This window comes from Candidatus Eisenbacteria bacterium (assembly GCA_018831195.1).
Lineage (GTDB): Bacteria > Eisenbacteria > RBG-16-71-46 > CAIMUX01 > JAHJDP01 > JAHJDP01.
In genome coordinates, this window is the sequence record JAHJDP010000012.1 from 74,980 (window position 1) to 91,941 (window position 16,962).

Sequence of the window (16,962 nt, forward strand, 5' to 3'; positions counted from 1 at the left end):
ATGCTTTTTATTTTATTTGTTATCCTAACGATGGCTCAGGGACCAGAGGATATTGCCCCGCCCGCCCCGGGTCACAATAAAAGCCTGCCCGACATCGGGATGTCCCTGTAACTCTTTCACCAGCAAGAGAGCCGCTTCAGGATTCCTGAAACTCCCCGTCACTACCCGGCAGTACCGGCCCTTTTCTGGAAGTGTGACCCAAAGCGTATCAGCCGGATACCCCAGGGCATCGAGCCTGTCCACCTCAAACAGCGCCCCATCCCCGCTCTGGAATGCAGCGACTTGTACAGTAAGGGGATAAAGTGAAGGATCCAACCCTGGAATCTGGTTTTCCGAAAGATTCTTCGTGTCCGGAGCCGGCGTTTGTTTACGATTGTCATCCCAACCTGGAAGATCAACCGGTAGCCCCTCATCCTCCTCAGTAATCTCAGGAACCCAGTCTGCCTTCAGGCTTTCGGCCGGTTCGCCTTCACTCGGCCGGCCTTCGGCCTCAGAATTCACGGCGTCTCCTGCAATGATCGGTGGTGGGATGACGATCCGCGTTTCCAACTCACGGGTTCGCTGCTCGCCGGCGGCCCAACTCTCATCTTCGAGAGTTTTCTGATCGATGGCCTTCCAATCCCGATCCTCCTCCCGGATCTTTTCGACCGGTATCTCCTCAGCCGATATCTCCTTGACCGGTATCTTCTCAGCCGGTATATCCTCAGCCGACTTCACCGATTCCGAAACGGCTTCCATTCGTTCAGGGCTTGCTTCCGGCGTCGATGGAGCCGGTGGTGTCACTTCCGGCGTCATCGTTGATCCCGACGGCGCCCCTGTTTCGGGTTCATCTCCATCCAACGGAGGAGAGAGTACGGCAGGTGGGGTCGCCTCCTCGGCGGCGGCGATATCTCGCCTGAAGGCGGAGACCGAATCGACCGAAACCGTCGATCCATTGAGGGTGGACGAATCGCCGGCCGCCCCCATCTCGCCACCTGTCGGAGAGCTCAAAATCGGCTTAAACTTTGTATAAGCAAACCCGCCGATGAGGCCAAGGACCAGGATCCAGGGCCATGAGCGGGCGATCCGCCGAACGATCTTCCGGCCTCTTGATTGCCCTGAGCTAAAGCGGGCCGCCCAATCAACCCTCACTACGGATTCACTACCCGAGGGGACCGGCGGCAATGGTCTCCGGGGTGGCTTTGGGATCTGCTTGGCCGGTGCGGGGGGGGGCGTTGGTATGGATTCCGGCCCGGCTGGTGGCGGAGACGGAGGCGGAGGTGGAGGCGCGGGTCTGGATCTTGCCGGGGGAGTTGAGGGAAGATCTTTGGAACCGTCGCTTGATCCCGCGGCAACAAGGCCTACCAGACGATGCCCGGCTGATCGGATCCGCTCCTTGGCCCACAAAATGTGAGAGAGAGGATGATCCCTGTAGGAGACAACCAATAAAACCGCATCAACAATATGAGAAGGTGGATTCCAACCCTCTTCCTCAACAGGCGATAGGACCAAGACAGCCCGGTTGCCCTTTTCAGGATCCCCCTCCGGCAGGTTCATCGTCGGAATGGGATCATCCGACTCCGGTGCGGGCAGGGCGCGGGAGACACCGGCGAGATCGCTTCGCCAAAATTGCATCGGCCGGCCCATCAGGTTGTCGACAAACGACTGAACCCCCTCATTGAGCCTCTCAACCGCCCCGGCCGGCGCCGGGAGATGCATATCCCCGACCTGAGCCAGTATCGCCCCTTCACTGATCGAACAGGCTGTCTCCGCTATTCCAACAGCGCAGGGCGCCTGCTCCCACGATCCGGGCAATGAGGCGATCCAGAGAACGGGCGGCCGGGCGGGATTTCCTAAGGTGTCGAGGATAGCATGATAGATGTGAGCCGAACGCATCGGGTCCAATGCGAATTCCCCGAGATGCCCGAGACGCTCCAGGAATCGGGATTCGGGTTCGAACTGGCCCAGCAGAGGAAGGCCACATTCCTCAGAAAGCTGTGCCGGGCTGGTCGCATATGGTTCCCTATTGACCATCCGGTCTCCTTATCCCTTCCGATCTTTTCTGACCGCGCCCGCCAGAACCTCGGGTAGCTCCTGTAAATCCTCCTCCAGAAGGGTGCGGAGGTCCAGGTGAAGCTGGTCCTCGACGATGCGTCCAATGATGGGGGGAGTGGCGGCTCTAAGACAAGCGGCGAGACGCTCGGCGCTCCAATCGGGATGTCCGATCTTCAGCGCGCGGCTGGGAAGATATTCACCCGGCAAGCTCCCACCCCCGACGGCGATATCCGTCACCGCCGTCTCTATCGACCAATCCTGATCGAGGTGATTCATCAGACGCTCCCGCAGCCGCCGGCCCATCGCCTCCAGCTCCTCGAGAGATCGCGCCATCACTTGCTGCAGAGGCAACCGGCTCCATCCCGGCGCTCCCAAAGAGATCGTCGCCAGCGTCGCCTCCAGGGCGCAAAGAAGTATCTTATCAAGACGGACGACTCGCGCGAGGGGATGCCGCTTGATCCGGTCGATGAGATCCGCACCGCCGAAGATCAATCCGGCCTGCGGCCCCCCGAGCAGTTTGTCCCCGCTCGATGTGACGAGATCGGCGCCTGCCTTTAACATATCTTGGATCGAGGATTCATTCCCCCGCACACCCTCCGGCTGCTGATCCAATGACCCGCTTCCCAGATCGAAAACAAATGGGATCCCGGCCGCCCGTGTGATCTGGGCGATATCGGCGGCCGCAGTGTCCTCGGTGAATCCCTGAATTGTATAATTACTGGGATGAACTTTCAGGATGAGCGCCGCTCCCCGTTCGATCGCCTTCGCATAATCTTCAATCCGCGTCCGGTTTGTGGTCCCCACCTCCATCAACCGCGCCCCGCTCGCTTCGATAATATCGGGCAGCCGGAATGACCCGCCGATCTCAACCTGTTCCCCCCGCGAAATAGCCACGGGGCGGTCCTTCGCGAAAATATGGAGAATTGTATAAACAGCGGCGGCATTGTTATTCACCGCCATCGCCGCGGGGGCCTGCGTTAAATCGGCCAGCATGGACGTAACACGGGAGAGACGGGACCGCCGGCGGCCGGTTTCGAGATCCATCTCCAAGCTGCAATAGCCGGCGATGACTTCATGCACCGCCTGTTGCGCCTGGAGACCCAGGGGCGCCCGCCCGAGATTCGTATGCAGGATAATTCCGGTGGCATTGATGACATGTCGCAATGTGCCGGACCACTTTTTGTCTAACCGCAGTGCCGCCTCCCGCGCCATCTCGTCGACAGAAGGAACGGAGGCCTGCCGACCGCGTTGCCGGATATGTTCACGGGTCTCGGCCAGGACTTCACGAATCGCGGCGACAACGAGACCCCGATCCCTTCGGGCCAGGACTTGCGATATAAGGTCCGTCTCGAGGATCCTATCCACACCAGGAATCCTTCGCAGGGACTCTTCAGTCCCTCCCATAGACCACCCTCCTTTATTCAGCGGATTCTTCCCTGATCAAGACCGAATCATGAACTAATATGATATATGCTTTGCTTCAGGATCCGACACTTCTTCGAAACGATCCAACATCATGGAGTAGCCGCCGCGTCCTTGGGTGACGCTTCGGAGATCGGTCGCATAGCCGAACATCCGCGCCAGTGGGACGCGGGCCTTGACGATCTGGAAGTTTTCCCGTGTCTCCGTTCCCAGAACACGCCCTCCACGAGACGCCAATCCGGTCAGCACGCTTCCCGTAAATTCCGTTGGATAGGTGAGTTCCAATCTCATATTCGGCTCGAGAAGGATGGGACCCGCTTTCTCGCATCCATCCCGAAGAGCCATCAATGTCGCATTGCGATAACCTAATTCGGATGAGCTGTTTTCATTGTGGGAACATCCGATCAATTCGACCTCGACATCAACAATGGGATAACCAAGGCGGATCCCGGATCCCAACCCCTCCCTCACCGCGCTCTCAATAACATTGATGAACGGCGCAGGGATTAGATCCTCGGTTATTGAGTTGATAAACTCGTTTCCTGTCCCCCGGGCGCGCGGGCGCAGCATCAGGGTGACCTCTCCAAACTGCTCGCTCCCGCCAAGGACTTTTTGGAAGCGCCCCTCGCTTTTGACGGTCTCGCTGATGCTCTCCCGGTAGCTGACCTGCGGCTTCCCGACTCGAATCTTGAGGTTGAACTCACGCACAAGTCGATCCTCCAGAATTTCGAGATGAAGTTCCCCCATGCCGGAAATCACTCTTTGCCCGGTCTGATCATCAATCCGAACAATAAAGGTCGGATCGTCCCTGGCCAGCGCCTCGAGGGCGGTCTGAATCTTCTCCTCTTCCCCACCATGCCGCGCCTCCAGCGCCGCGGAGACAACCGGTTCAGGAAAGATCATGGCTTCCAGCGCCACCGGGTAATCGGGATCGGTGAGCGTCTCACTGGTCGTACTGTGCTTCAAACCGGTGGCAACAACGATGTCCCCAGGAAGTCCCTCCGGGATTCTCTTGCGTTTGTCGGCCGACACGCGGTAGAGACGGGCGACACGGTCCTTTTCGCCGGCCCGTACATTGAGGATCGTTTGGCCCTCAACCATCTTTCCGGAGTAAATCCGGATAAAGCAACTCCGCCGCCTATCCTGATCGGTATGTGTTTTGAACGCCAAACCGCAAAAGGGATCCTGTACGGTAGGATGGCGGACGACAATCTCACCGGTTCGCGGATCGGGACCCCGGGGAGCCGGGACCTCATCAGGGGCGGGCAGAAAATCGACAATCCCGTTCATCACGGGTTGGATACCGGCGTCTCTGAGGGCCGCCCCGGAAAAGACAGGTATAAGGGTTCGATTCAATGTCGCCTTTCTCAGAACCCTGTAAATATCCTCCCATTGGAGTTCCTCGCCTGAAATAAACTGATCCAACATTGCTTCATCTTCACCGGCGACGGCTTCGAAGAGCTCTTGCCGTCCCTTCTCCACAATCTTTTCAAACGCCGCTGAAATCGGCGTCTCCAAAATCTCTCGTCCCCGGCTCTCCCTATCCCAACGGAGATGAGTGCGGCTCAGCAGATCGAGAACACCGTCGAATGTATCACCCGACCCGACAGGGATATTGAGAGGAATAGGAATAACTTCCAGCTTCTCCCGGATATCACTTAGAACCTTTTCAAAATCAGCGCCCTGGCGGTCCATTTTGTTGATCAAAATAATCGAGGGAACACGGTAATGTTGAGCTTGTCGCCAGACAACTTCGGTTTGGGGTTCAACACCACCCACACCACAAAGGACAACAACAGCGCCATCGAGAACGCGGAGACTGCGTTCAACCTCAGCGGTGAAATCCACATGACCCGGTGTGTCGACAATATTGATCTGATGGTCGCGCCACTGACAGGTGATGGCCGCCGATGTAATGGTGATCCCCCGCTCCCGTTCTTGCTCCATCCAATCGGTCGTCGTGGATCCCTCGTCAACCTCACCGATATGGTGGGAAACTCCTGTGTAAAAGAGGATTCTCTCCGTCGTCGTCGTCTTGCCCGCATCGATGTGGGCAATGATGCCGATATTCCGGATCCTGGAAAGTCGTGTCGGTTTAGCCATGTTTAATTACCTTATTCCCAAAAGGTTGAGGTTACGGCTCTTGAGCCGAGTCGTCAAGCTGAGGCCGACTTGTGGCCGGCTCTATTCGGGATTATTCTCAATGAGGGGTGAGGTATTGGGTCTATGATTCGAGCGGGACGTTACTACTGCGAAACCGATCCGCCATACCGGAAACGGCTCATCATAACTCTTGCCGCCGCAATCCTTCTCCATCTCTTTCTTGCAGCTCTGATCCCCCGGTCCTGGTGGGGTGGGGAGGAAGCTCCCCATCCGGCCATGATCGGTCCCGCCCGCCCCGCGCTGGAGATCTCTGAGCAGTTTCCCATTCACGCCAAGATCCGCAGGGAATCACGACCCCGTCTCACCGCGGGCGCCCTGCAAATGATCCATATCGAGATCATTCCCGACCCGTCCGATCAGCGCGCCCGGAGAACGGCACGGCCTGAACCTGAACTCATTCACCCAACGCCCGCTCCCGCAGAGAAGGATCCGACGCTCTTGGCTGCCCGCAAAAATCTGGAAATGGAGGGAGGTCTCAATCCCCGCCAAACAACGATCATTGAGCTGGGCGAGGATCTATCCCCCACCAGTTCATCCCCGCTAAGCGCTCAAAGTGAGGACTTCGCGATTTTACGAATGGTTCGGCCGGCTTATCCTGAAATTTCAATTATACAATATGTTGAAGGACGGATCCGGGTCCGGGCGCGCGTTGATTCCAAGGGAAGGGTCCTCGATGTTTGGGTTGTTGATTCCGAGGTCGATCTATTTTGTGAAAACTCCGTCAAAGCAGCCGTCAGGCAATGGTTATTCAAACCTCTTCAGAAAAATGGAAGGAACATATCCTTCACCGTGATGATCCCGTTCCGGTTCCAACTCGAAGACTAAATTCCTACCAGACACTCTTCACTACGCCGCCTTCAATCGATATGAGCTGCACGCGGGCCATTGTTTCAGGCGGATTCAGAACACGTTTGCGTCCGGGCTCCATCGGATCCCGGAGATTCTCCAGCCCCCCCTCCAGCGCTTCAATTGATTCACCGCTGGAAGAGATGATTTGATAGAGCAGCAGCATGCTCAAAAAACCGTGACGCGCAAAGCGATCCGCCGCTGTTCCAAACTGCTGCCGATAAACTTGGTCAAAAGCGTCGGGATTCTCACCGCCCGGCAGGGTTACCGCATAGGAATCGTCGGCATAAGCCGCCAGACAAAGACGCTCCTGGAGTAGATGTATATTTTCGTCCGTGCCCAATGTCTCCAAACCGAGATAAGGGCCGAGAAAGCCCTTTTGAGAAGCATGCGAAACCAGCGACAGAGTCTCCCGTGAGGAACCCAGCGCAATGATCGCATCGGCTCCGCCGGATAGAGCCTCTTCGACATCTTGTACAAAATCATGCTGGCCGGGTGTATAAGCGAACCGGCGGGGTGAAGGCATGCCGAGAGAAATCCAAATATCCGTAACGATATCTCTTAGAGCCCGCCCATCTTCGGCGTCAGAGTAAAACAGCGCCGGCCGTTTCACTTCGAGAGACTCCTTGGCATACACCAGCAGACGCTCCATCTGCCGGATCCTCGAAACAGCGAGGGAGTAGATCCCTTGACCGACCCTCCCCACAGCGGGATCGCTGGCCACCGGAGAAATCATTAGAACATCCCGCGCGCGGGCGACGCCGGCGACAGCCAGTGTTCGGGATGACCAAATTTCACCCAAAAGAAGATCCACATCATTCTGATCAAGAAGATTCAACGCCTTCTGGATCGCCTCCGCCTCGCCGCCGGAGGTGTCCTCCACGAAGAGACTCACATCAGCATGGCGACTCCGCGCTTGATAGGAGAGGGCCAGATCGACGCCGTTGGCCAAGGCCACGCCGACAGGGGCATCGGGTCCATTCAAAGGGGCAAGGATCCCCACCTTGACTTGAGCTTCCAGAGAAGTGATGGACAGAAGCATCACCAGCGCGGGGACCACCCGGATGGCGGAGCGGGATATAGCGCCAAGAATCGATTTATTCATGGACGCCATCACGATATTCCGAGGCGTAATCAACATACGTCCGAGCTGAAGCCCTAATCTTTTCCACCTCTTTTTCTTCCAGAGACCGCTTCACTCGCGCTGGGACGCCGAGCACAAGACTTCGCGGAGGAATGATCATATTCGGTGTTACGACGGCGCCGGCGGCGACAAGGCTCTCCCGCCCGATCTGCGCCCCGTCAAGGATCCTCGCGCCGATGCCGACGAAACAGCCGTCTTCAATCGAGCATCCATGAATGACGGCGGCGTGTGCGATCGTCACCTCATCGCCGATATTCAACGGATGAGTACCGGCGGATACATGCAGCACGCACTGATCTTGTACATTTGTCCGCCGGCCTATTCTCACATAGTTCACATCAGCGCGGATAATGGAATGAAACCAGACCGAAGAATCCTCACCGAGGATGACGTCCCCGACGATACAAACACCGGGCGCGAGATAACAACTCTCTGGCAGGATAGGCCGAATGCCGCGGAAGGGAAGGATCAGCGGTTTCAAGTTCGTCATGCGGCAATACCCGATCTATTAAAAGGAAAATTTGCCGAAGTCCTTTGGATTGAGATCTTCTATGAAACGGCGCAGATCTTCGGCCCGCCGCTCCTCATCCTCCTCGTTTTGACCTACCTGTTCAACCGTGGAGAAGAGACTGCCCACTTCTTCCGAGAAAAGCTGAGGATTTACGAATATTCTGGCTTTGGTCTTAAGGGCGATGGCGATCGAATCGCTGGGGCGCGCATCAATGCAAAGGACCTCGCCCTCCCTCTCTAAATAAATCTTTGCATAAAATGTATTTTCGACAAGCTCTGTAACTTCCACACGTTGAACATGAACGCCCATCCCCTGCAGAATAATCGCGAGGAGATCATGCGTCAGAGGACGTTGGAATTTCTTGCCGGCGATTTCCATAGCGATGGCGCTGGCCTCGGGGGGACCGATCCAGATGGGCAAACGTTTGGATCCATCACGGGTTTGTAGAATCACCACGGGATACTGGTTTTTCTCATCGATCGCCAGGCTCCAAACCTCAACTTCGACCATGACGAATCCCCTTCCCCTTTTCGATGGCCATCTAGGTTGTGATGCCTATTTGATGATGGCCGGTTTTTCGGTATCCGGCAAAGCCTCTCCCGGATGTTCGAGTATCCATTGGGATGAAGCAACCAATGCATCGCCGGGGAAACGGCGGATTAACTCCTCAAAGCTTTTGCGCGCCGCGTCCTTATCACCGAACTCTTCAAGATTAATATAACCTACCATGAAGAGAGCTTCCGGACAACGCGAGCTCTCGGGCATCCTGTCGAGAATTTCTTGATAGAATCGGATTTGTGATTTGGAATCCTTTGCTCTCCTGGCTTCACCGAGTAATTCCTCTTCGGTCATGAGAGAGCATCGATAATCCTCCAGCACATCCTCGTATACGGCGACATCCAGAGCCACATGCAGTGAATCAAGCACGGCCTGCTTATACGGCATCATATTCACTTTTTGCAACCGTTCGACAATCTGATCGCGCACCGACTCGAGAGGGCGCTTTGACTCCGGCCGATTCTCAGTGACCTCGGCGATATGCCAGCCCTTTTTCGTTTTGAAGGGCCTGCTGATCTCGCCGACCTGAAGACTAAAGACAACCCGGTTGAATTCGGGGGCTTTCCCCAGCGACATGATCTCGCCGTCCCGGGTCACCGCGCCGACTTTGCCGCCCTGGTGCCCGGACGGCTTATCAATTGAATATTCCCCGGCCAGTTTGTCCCAATTGCCGCCGTTCAACAGAAGATTGCGGACCTGATTCGCCTCATCCTCCGTCTCCGTCATGATATGCCGCACCATGACCCGCTCGGAAGTGGTGAAGAGAACTTCGTTTTCATTATAGAACTTGAGAACCTGTTCTTCAGTCGGTTCGGAGTTTTTAACAAAAACCTCTTGAAGCAGCAGATCGGCCAAAACATACCTTTTGGCGAATTCGACGGTCTTCTTATAACGCTCGGATTCTTCAAACCCGAGATTCTTGGCCATATCGACCATGCAGAGTTCCTGAACATATATCTTCAGGATTTCCCGCATCTGATTGTAGCCGGCCGAACCCTCCTCGGGAATCAGTTTCGGATACTGGATTCGCAATTTGTCATAGACATCACCGATTGTTATTTCTGAGCCGCCGACGCGGGCAATGACCAACTCGGATTGGGGGATATCATTCCCCAAGGTTCCATGGTCTTTGTCCTCAACGGTCCCGCTCCCGCCGCACCCGGCGAAAAGAACGCCGGCGGCGGTGCAGAGAATCAAACAGAGACGGGCGCCCCAGATTGACATTGTGCGACTCCTAGCGGGAGCTACGCTCCGGTTTGTGGACGAACCAGGACCTTAACCTTGGAATCAACCTCCGGATGAAGTTTGACTTTCACGGTATAAACGCCCAGAACCTTCAAGGGTTCCTCCAACTGGATCGTCCGACGATCAATCTCAATCCCCTCATCCGCGAGGGCCTGCGCGATATCGGCGCTGGTGACCGAACCGAAGAGCTTGTCATCCTCACCGACCTGGACGGCAATCTGAAGAGAGATCGATTTCAGACGGTCGGCCAGCTTCTGCGCATCCCGCCGGGCCCGGTTGACCTGCGCGATCCGCTGGCGATCCAGCTCAGCAAATTGACGAGCTCCTGTGCTGGTCGCCTCCAACGCTAACTTCATCGGAAAGAGAAAATTACGGGCATAGCCGGGAGCGACCTGCGTTTTATCCCCCTGCTTGCCCAAACCTTCTACATCCTGGATCAGGATAATGTCCATAATTCCCCCTAAAACGATCCCCGGCGGGCTCTTCAGAAGAGGTTCAGAAGGCCCGATGGAATCACATTTCGGTTCAAAAGCCTCGTTGATTACTTGAACGAGTCGCCCTGGAATGGCAATAGTGCCAATATCCGCGCCCGGCGTACGGCCCGAGTAATGAGCCTCTGATGCCTGGCGCAATTGCCTGAAACCCGCCGGGGTACGATTTTACCCCGATCCGTGATGGCCCGGTTGAGACGTTTCTCATCTTTGTAATCAATGTAATCAACCCGATCCAGGCACAGCTTGCAAACCTTCTTTCTGGGTCCTCGCGCCACTCCGCGTGCCATAATATCCTTACCTCCTATTTCAGATCACTCGAGCTTGCCCGTGAAGTCCTGATGGACCGGCCGGTGGTTTCCGAACCGGACACGGCTTCATCCGAGCATCCCAAATCCAATATCTCAAAGCGGCGGGCATGAATTTCTAGAATTTGCCGCCGCCCCCCAGCCCGGTCCTCAACAGTCCGGGCCTGCAGCACTCCTTCAATATCAATGAAGGCGCCGGTCGAAACGGATTTCCCAGCGGAGTGCGCCAACTCATTCCAGCAAACCACATCGACCAGAGCCGCCGGCGAACGTCGCGCACCGGAGGGCGGTTGGGTCGGTGCATCGGCGACAATCCTGAAAGTCGCGACCGCGCTTCCCGAAGGAGTATACCGGATGTCCGGGTTTTCGATACAGCGACCCGTCAGCAGCACTCGATTGATCGAAAGGCCGCGTTCCCCGCCTCGGGAGGTTGCTCCCGGCGGTGGGTCGCCCCGTAGGTCGCCCCGTGGGTCAACTTGTTCGTCAAGTGTGGACATCCGTTTGAAATCCGACAGGCTGTCAGGATTCCGTTGGCCCGCTCTCCGCTCGTATGGATGCCGGATCGCCCTCTTCCAAAGAGGCCATCGGCGGATTTTCCACGGCAGCGGCTGCGGATTCGGATTCGGGTGTTTCGGCAACCGGGGTCATCTCGGGTGATTCAACAGCTTCCACCGGGATCTTCAACTCACCCAGCTCTGACTTTTCCGACGGATGCTCCAGCGTCTCTGCTTTCTCGCCACCCTCGTCAGGTCCGCCTCTTAACGACTTGGGATGGGCGACCACCGTGAGATAACGCAGAACATTTTCATTGAGCTTGTAGCGCCGATCCAGATCTTTAACCGTTTGGGGCTCTCCAGAGTATTGTATAACAGTGTAGAGTCCCTCATGGATTTTCTGGATTTCATAAGCCAGCCGCTTCCGGCCCCATTTCTGAACGTCCAGAATCTGCCCATCGGCCTGGGTGATGATGTCTTTGACCTTTTGAATCTCCTCCTCGACTTTTGCGTCATCGAGGCGGGGATGAAGGACAAAGACCGTCTCATAATCTTTCATTCAGTCCTCCTAGCTACGATCTTTGGGTTCGGTCTCTGACAGCCGAACCAATCCCCCTAAGTTGATCATTAGATGGTCCATGAACCATCTTTAGAACAACCCGGCTACCAACTTGTGGATGCTCCAAATCAGAGGCGTAAAGACCAGGGATACAATCGCCATGAGTTTGAGCAAAATATTCATCGCCGGTCCGGATGTGTCCTTGAAAGGGTCACCGACCGTGTCACCAACCACCGCGGCCTTGTGGGCATCCGAACCCTTGCCCCCAAAGTGACCCGCTTCGATATACTTCTTTGCATTATCCCAGGCGCCGCCGGAATTAGCCAGCAGCAACGCGAGGGGTACGCCCGAGATCAGGGCGCCCGCCAGGAATCCGCCGAGGGTCTCCATGCCGAGGATCGCCCCAACGGCGATCGGAATAATGACGGCCAGGGTTCCCGGACGGATCATCTCTTTCAGCGCGCCGGCGGTGGTGATATCGACACACTTCGCATACTCGGCGCGCGCCGATGGATCCCCATCCTTGAGACCCGGGATCTCCCGGAATTGACGCCGGACTTCATTGATGACCTTGAATGCGGCCCGGCCCACCGCCGCCATCGTATCAGCAGCAAAGAGAAAGGGGGTTACACCGCCGAGAAAAAGCCCGACGAGAACCGGGATATCCATGATATTCATCTCGAGATTAAATCCTGTAACCACTTTCACGCCTTTTACATAAGCGGTGAAAAGGGCCAGGGCGGTTAGGGCGGCCGAGCCTATGGCAAAACCCTTTGCAATCGCGGCCGTGGTATTGCCGGCGGCATCCAGGCTGTCGGTGCGCTTGCGGATCTCGGGACCCAGATGAGCCATCTCGGCAATCCCCCCGGCATTATCGGCAATGGGACCGTAGGCATCAACCGAGACGGTCATGCCGGTAATCGCCAGCATTCCGATGGCGGCCAAGGCGATCCCCAGGGTTCCCCCAAGGTGGTAGGCGACGAGAATCGCTATTGAGAGGATGAAGATAGGCAATACCGTGCTGCGCATGCCGAGCCCAAATCCATGAATGATATTGGTGGCGGAACCGGTTTGGGAGCTCTCGGCAATCCCCTCAATCCTCTTGCCGGTTGTATAATACTCCGCGACAAGACCGACAATCGTGCCGGCGACGAGCCCGCAGACGCTTGAGAAGAAGTATCTCAATCCGGAAACCTCGCCAATACGGGGGAAAAAGATAAGGGTGACGGCCAAACCTCCTAGCATGAAGAGGAAGGCCGCTCCCAGTGTCCCGTTTCTCAAGGCGGCTGTCGCGTCTCCATCCTCCTTGACGCGAACGAAGAGAAGTCCAAGGAGTGAAGCGACAATACCCACCGAGACCAGACTCATGGCGTAGCCGATGATCGATCCCGCGAAGGGCCTATATGCATCAACAGCAAAGGCGATCACCAGGGCGCTGATGATGGCGCCGACATACGATTCGAAAAGATCGGCCCCCATACCGGCGACATCACCCACATTGTCACCGACATTGTCGGCGATGACGGCGGGATTGCGGGGATCATCCTCGGGAATACCGGCCTCCACCTTGCCGACGAGGTCGGCGCCGACATCGGCCGCCTTTGTAAAAATGCCGCCCCCGACACGGGCGAAGAGAGCAATCGATGACGCCCCAAGGGAGAATCCCGTGATAATGCTGGCCGCGTTCTGCAGTCCCAGAGAATGACCGAAAATGAGAAACAGAGCGGAAAGACCCAGCAGCCCCAAACCAACCACGGAGAATCCCATGACGGCGCCCCCCGGGAAAGCCACATTGAGGGCTTTGTTAAAGGATTCCTGTGCGGCATGCGCCGTGCGCGTATTGGCGCGCGTTGCGACACTCATCCCCACGAAACCGGCGAGCATCGAACAGCCGGCCCCCGCGAGATAGGCAATGGCCGTCCGCCAACCCAATCCCGCCAGGGTGTTCGACTTAATTCCCACCGAAATAATGAGCGCCATGGCCGCGATAAAGATGAGCAGGGTTTTATATTCCCGTCCCAGAAAAGCCATAGCTCCTTCATAGATCGCATCGGAGATCTCCACCATCCGTGGTGTGCCCGGATCCTTTGAGAGAACCTTCCAGCGCGCGATCCCCCAAGCCGCCGCAAGACTCACCAATCCCATCAAGAGTGCGACGATGACAGCCGTGGGCATCGATTCCATGGGTTACATACCTCCCTCTGACTCCGTATCCGTCAGTTCGCCTGGCCCGAGCGCTCCGTTATAAGCGTTCATGGCCGCTTCCAGCCCCTCCCCGATAGCCAAATGGACGGCTTCCGCCGCCCAGGGGAGAATCCGATTCCACATCTCTTCTTCTTCCGGCGACTCAACTTCTAAAACAAAGTCGGCGGGATCTTGGTTGGGTGGCGGCGCTCCGATCCCCAATCGCAACCGGGGAAACTGATCGGTCTTTAATGCCTCCACCAACGAAATCAAACCGCGGTGGCCACCCGAACCACCGCCGGGCCGAAATCGAATCCGACCCAAAGGCAAGTCAAGATCATCGGTCAGAACCAGGATTTCTTCAGCCCCGATACCGGCCCACTCCGCCCATTCCGCGACGGCCGGGCCACTGAGATTCATATAGGTGCGGGTTCGGACGAGTTCCACTTCACGACCGGCGAGGAAAATCGTTGTGACGCTGACCCGGCCCTGGCTGCGAAACTCATTTCCACCGGCCTTCCGACGGATCAACTCAAGGAGGCGGACACCCAGATTGTGTCGAGTCGACACATATTGAAGGCCCGGATTTCCCAATCCAACGATTGACTTCAAGAGCTCACGGCGATTCCGGGATTCTGCCTCCGCCGGTGCCGGCGTCGACACAAGACCGGTCTAGCTCGCCGAATCCTCTTTCTTGGCCCCTTCATCCGCAGCTTCAACCACAGCAGCTTCTTCAGCCGCCGCCGCTTCCGCCTCTGCCTCGGCCACTGTTTTCTCTTCGATCCTTTGACCGGTGATCGTCACGACGACCGCTTCCGCAGCATGCCGAATGAAAACCCCCTCGGGGGGTACGATATCCCTGACATGTAGAGCCTGCCCCTTTTCCAGCGCACTCACATCAACCTCGAGATACGAGGGGATATTGATGGGGAGGCATTCGATTTCCAGCACTCTGAGAACATGATCCTGGACGCCGGCCTGATCTTTGACGCCAATCGACAATCCGGTGAGATGAATAGGCACCGACAACTGTAAACGGCGCCCCGCCATCAATTCCTGAAAATCGGCATGGACCAGACGGGAATGAATGGGATTTCGTTGGACATCCTTTATCAATGTCTGAATCGAGCGCCCTCCCTCATCTTTGAGCTGGAGTTCCACAACGAGACTCGATCCCTCGCCACGGCGAAGCACCGACTCCAGTTCACGCGAGGATACAGAGATCATCAAGGGCAGTTCTCCGCCATAGATGATAGCGGGCACCTCTCCCCCGGACCTCATCCGGCGGGCCGGCCCCTTACCCGTTTCGGACCGGATGGAAGCGTCTAGGGTAACGGATTTCATGTCGCCAAACCTCCTTTAAAACCGGCTACTATGACAGATTTCTTATGATTTTGAGAAACCCCGTGTCTCGCCGGATACTAGATAAAAAGACTACTGAGGGATCGTTCCTCGTGAATTCTGCGGATGGCCTCCCCCAACAACTCATCAATAGACAACACGCGAATGCCGATCCCCTCCGGCACGTGCTCTTGCGGGATTGTATCCGTCACGACCAGTTCCTGGATATCCGAATTCCTCAAATTCTCAAAGGATTTCTCCGTGAGAATGGCATGAGTGCAGCCGGCATAGATCGTGCGAGCTCCATTTTCTTTCAAAGCCGCCGCAGCACGGGCCAAGGTTCCGCCGGTTGATATCATATCATCGAAAATGATCGCATTCTTGCCCTCAACCTCACCGATGAGATGCATGACAGCTGTTTCACCATCATCCGTCCGTCGCTTATCGACGAGAGCCAGATCGGCGCCGAGACGCTTCGCATAGGCGCGGGCCATCTTGGCGCTTCCGATATCCGGACCGACAACCACCGTATCCTTCATGGCCCGATCCCGAAAATACCCCAAGAGCACGGGCGCCGCGAAGAGGTGATCGAAGGGGATATCGAAAAACCCCTGGATCTGCGAAGAGTGGAGATCCATTGTCAACACCCGGTCGGCTCCAGCAACGGTCACAAGATTCGCGACCAGCTTTGCGCTAATGGGAGCCCGAGGGCGATCCTTCCTATCTTGACGGGCATACCCAAAATACGGAATGACCGCCGTCACACGGCGGGGTGAAGCCCGCCGGAGGGCATCGACAACGATGAGGAGCTCCAGTAGGTTCTCGGCGGGAGCCTGCGTCGGTTGAACGACGAAGACATCACAGCCCCGAACATTTTCATTAATTCGGACCCGGATTTCCCCATCGTTAAATCGGCTGACCTTTGCATCAGAGGGCTCGATGCAGAGGTATTTGCAGATTCGGTCCGATAGGGGCCGGTTGGCCGTGCCCGTGAAGATCCGAAGAGTATCCAACATAAATGCCAATCCCAGAACAAGGCCCCGGTGATGTTCCGGGACCTTGGGTTCTTTACTTCCTCTTAGAATCCAAGTAAGACCAGAAAACTCTGGGGCGGGAGGACTCGAACCTCCGGTAACAGGATCCAAAATCCTGTGTCTTACCACTAGACGACGCCCCAAGCCAGATGCACATCTTAGCGCACCTGGTTCTTATCGTCTAGTCTCCTGGACGAGGGCTAGAATCAAGTCCTTGTGGGAGACCGATCGGTTTTACCGATCCACATTGTTCCCCGAAACCATTGAGGCCACGATCCTTGACGGCCTCCACACTCTACTACGTCAGAGGAGCCGCTTCCAGCATCTCCAGGTATTTGGCGATAATCTGATCCTCCATCTCCTGCCGGGTTCCCCGGTTGATGGGATGCACCAAATCCTGGTAGGTACCGTCCGGCTTCCGCCGGTTGGGCATGGCGACAAAAATTCCCTTCGACCCCTTGATGATCTTCATCCCCCGGATCACAAAGCAGTTATTGAGGGTCATGGTGACGAAGGCTTTTAGCTTGTCGTCATTGCGCAGAGTGATGCGAATTTCGGTGATTTCCATTGAATCACCACCTTATGTTGGTCTGTTTAGGACCTACACAGTCCCCTGCTTACGCGGGCC

At 56.4% G+C, this 16,962-nt stretch carries 17 protein-coding genes and 1 tRNA gene; 1 reads left to right on the plus strand and 17 read right to left on the minus strand.

Annotation, left to right across the window (positions count from 1 at the left end; translation table 11 throughout):
• Positions 1-24: 24 nt before the first annotated feature.
• From KJ970_01770 to fusA, 3 genes are read right to left on the minus strand one after another with little or no spacing between them, the layout of a single operon-like run.
• A complete protein-coding gene (locus KJ970_01770; GenBank protein ID MBU2689631.1) occupies positions 25-2,013 on the minus strand; it encodes an SPOR domain-containing protein in 1,989 nt (662 codons plus the stop codon).
• A 9-nt stretch (positions 2,014-2,022) separates the two neighbouring features.
• Complete coding sequence (gene selA, locus KJ970_01775) at positions 2,023-3,438, minus strand: L-seryl-tRNA(Sec) selenium transferase (protein ID MBU2689632.1); 1,416 nt, start codon at positions 3,436-3,438, stop codon at positions 2,023-2,025.
• A gap of 54 nt (positions 3,439-3,492) precedes the next feature.
• Positions 3,493-5,559, minus strand: a complete 2,067-nt coding sequence (fusA, locus tag KJ970_01780; protein MBU2689633.1) for an elongation factor G — start codon at positions 5,557-5,559, stop codon at positions 3,493-3,495.
• A gap of 123 nt (positions 5,560-5,682) precedes the next feature.
• Here fusA and KJ970_01785 point away from each other — a divergent pair, with 123 nt between their 5' ends.
• Entirely contained in the window at positions 5,683-6,444 is a 762-nt protein-coding gene (locus tag KJ970_01785) for an energy transducer TonB (protein MBU2689634.1), read from the plus strand.
• 4 nt (positions 6,445-6,448) lie between these two features.
• Here the strand turns inward: KJ970_01785 and KJ970_01790 are convergent, their stop codons facing one another.
• The 14 genes from KJ970_01790 to KJ970_01855 form a co-directional block, all read right to left on the minus strand.
• Positions 6,449-7,570: an ABC transporter substrate-binding protein gene (locus KJ970_01790; GenBank protein ID MBU2689635.1), complete on the minus strand. Its 1,122-nt coding sequence runs from the start codon at positions 7,568-7,570 to the stop codon at positions 6,449-6,451.
• The gene (locus KJ970_01795) at positions 7,563-8,099 is read right to left on the minus strand and encodes a gamma carbonic anhydrase family protein (GenBank protein MBU2689636.1); all 537 of its coding nucleotides are present in this window, start codon (positions 8,097-8,099) and stop codon (positions 7,563-7,565) included. The genes KJ970_01790 and KJ970_01795 overlap by 8 nt, the downstream gene beginning before the upstream one ends.
• An 18-nt stretch (positions 8,100-8,117) precedes the next feature.
• Entirely contained in the window at positions 8,118-8,630 is a 513-nt protein-coding gene (locus KJ970_01800) for a bifunctional nuclease family protein (protein ID MBU2689637.1), read from the minus strand.
• Positions 8,631-8,675: 45 nt separating this feature from the next.
• Complete coding sequence (locus tag KJ970_01805) at positions 8,676-9,902, minus strand: peptidyl-prolyl cis-trans isomerase (GenBank protein MBU2689638.1); 1,227 nt, start codon at positions 9,900-9,902, stop codon at positions 8,676-8,678.
• Positions 9,903-9,922: 20 nt separating this feature from the next.
• A complete protein-coding gene (gene rplI, locus KJ970_01810; protein MBU2689639.1) occupies positions 9,923-10,375 on the minus strand; it encodes a 50S ribosomal protein L9 in 453 nt (150 codons plus the stop codon).
• Positions 10,376-10,464: 89 nt separating this feature from the next.
• Entirely contained in the window at positions 10,465-10,704 is a 240-nt protein-coding gene (rpsR, locus tag KJ970_01815) for a 30S ribosomal protein S18 (protein ID MBU2689640.1), read from the minus strand.
• Positions 10,705-10,718: 14 nt separating this feature from the next.
• Positions 10,719-11,219, minus strand: a complete 501-nt coding sequence (locus KJ970_01820; protein ID MBU2689641.1) for a single-stranded DNA-binding protein — start codon at positions 11,217-11,219, stop codon at positions 10,719-10,721.
• A gap of 22 nt (positions 11,220-11,241) precedes the next feature.
• A complete protein-coding gene (rpsF, locus tag KJ970_01825; protein ID MBU2689642.1) occupies positions 11,242-11,775 on the minus strand; it encodes a 30S ribosomal protein S6 in 534 nt (177 codons plus the stop codon).
• Positions 11,776-11,865: 90 nt separating this feature from the next.
• Positions 11,866-13,950 (minus strand): sodium-translocating pyrophosphatase, encoded by a 2,085-nt coding sequence (locus tag KJ970_01830; GenBank protein MBU2689643.1) that lies wholly within the window; start codon positions 13,948-13,950, stop codon positions 11,866-11,868.
• 12 nt (positions 13,951-13,962) lie between these two features.
• Positions 13,963-14,622, minus strand: coding sequence for an aminoacyl-tRNA hydrolase (pth, locus tag KJ970_01835; protein ID MBU2689644.1), 660 nt, complete (start codon positions 14,620-14,622; stop codon positions 13,963-13,965).
• 9 nt (positions 14,623-14,631) lie between these two features.
• Positions 14,632-15,303 (minus strand): 50S ribosomal protein L25, encoded by a 672-nt coding sequence (locus tag KJ970_01840; protein MBU2689645.1) that lies wholly within the window; start codon positions 15,301-15,303, stop codon positions 14,632-14,634.
• Positions 15,304-15,380: 77 nt separating this feature from the next.
• Entirely contained in the window at positions 15,381-16,313 is a 933-nt protein-coding gene (locus KJ970_01845) for a ribose-phosphate pyrophosphokinase (protein MBU2689646.1), read from the minus strand.
• Between the two features lie 92 nt (positions 16,314-16,405).
• Positions 16,406-16,477: transfer RNA gene (locus KJ970_01850), tRNA-Gln, on the minus strand.
• 155 nt (positions 16,478-16,632) lie between these two features.
• Positions 16,633-16,902, minus strand: coding sequence for a SpoVG family protein (locus KJ970_01855; protein ID MBU2689647.1), 270 nt, complete (start codon positions 16,900-16,902; stop codon positions 16,633-16,635).
• Between the last annotated feature and the right edge of the window lie 60 nt (positions 16,903-16,962).

What these genes read in the sequence shown, in the direction of transcription:
- fusA (MBU2689633.1), bottom strand. Translation starts at nt 5,559, where the DNA reads ATGGCTAAACCGACACGACTTTCCAGGATCCGGAATATCGGCATCATT.
- KJ970_01785 (MBU2689634.1), top strand. Translation starts at nt 5,683, where the DNA reads ATGATTCGAGCGGGACGTTACTACTGCGAAACCGATCCGCCATACCGG.
- KJ970_01830 (MBU2689643.1), bottom strand. Translation starts at nt 13,950, where the DNA reads ATGCCCACGGCTGTCATCGTCGCACTCTTGATGGGATTGGTGAGTCTT.
- KJ970_01805 (MBU2689638.1), bottom strand. Translation starts at nt 9,902, where the DNA reads ATGTCAATCTGGGGCGCCCGTCTCTGTTTGATTCTCTGCACCGCCGCC.
- rplI (MBU2689639.1), bottom strand. Translation starts at nt 10,375, where the DNA reads ATGGACATTATCCTGATCCAGGATGTAGAAGGTTTGGGCAAGCAGGGG.
- KJ970_01795 (MBU2689636.1), bottom strand. Translation starts at nt 8,099, where the DNA reads ATGACGAACTTGAAACCGCTGATCCTTCCCTTCCGCGGCATTCGGCCT.
- KJ970_01855 (MBU2689647.1), bottom strand. Translation starts at nt 16,902, where the DNA reads ATGGAAATCACCGAAATTCGCATCACTCTGCGCAATGACGACAAGCTA.
- KJ970_01800 (MBU2689637.1), bottom strand. Translation starts at nt 8,630, where the DNA reads ATGGTCGAAGTTGAGGTTTGGAGCCTGGCGATCGATGAGAAAAACCAG.
- selA (MBU2689632.1), bottom strand. Translation starts at nt 3,438, where the DNA reads ATGGGAGGGACTGAAGAGTCCCTGCGAAGGATTCCTGGTGTGGATAGG.
- KJ970_01840 (MBU2689645.1), bottom strand. Translation starts at nt 15,303, where the DNA reads ATGAAATCCGTTACCCTAGACGCTTCCATCCGGTCCGAAACGGGTAAG.
- KJ970_01820 (MBU2689641.1), bottom strand. Translation starts at nt 11,219, where the DNA reads ATGTCCACACTTGACGAACAAGTTGACCCACGGGGCGACCTACGGGGC.
- rpsR (MBU2689640.1), bottom strand. Translation starts at nt 10,704, where the DNA reads ATGGCACGCGGAGTGGCGCGAGGACCCAGAAAGAAGGTTTGCAAGCTG.
- KJ970_01790 (MBU2689635.1), bottom strand. Translation starts at nt 7,570, where the DNA reads ATGAATAAATCGATTCTTGGCGCTATATCCCGCTCCGCCATCCGGGTG.
- rpsF (MBU2689642.1), bottom strand. Translation starts at nt 11,775, where the DNA reads ATGAAAGATTATGAGACGGTCTTTGTCCTTCATCCCCGCCTCGATGAC.
- KJ970_01770 (MBU2689631.1), bottom strand. Translation starts at nt 2,013, where the DNA reads ATGGTCAATAGGGAACCATATGCGACCAGCCCGGCACAGCTTTCTGAG.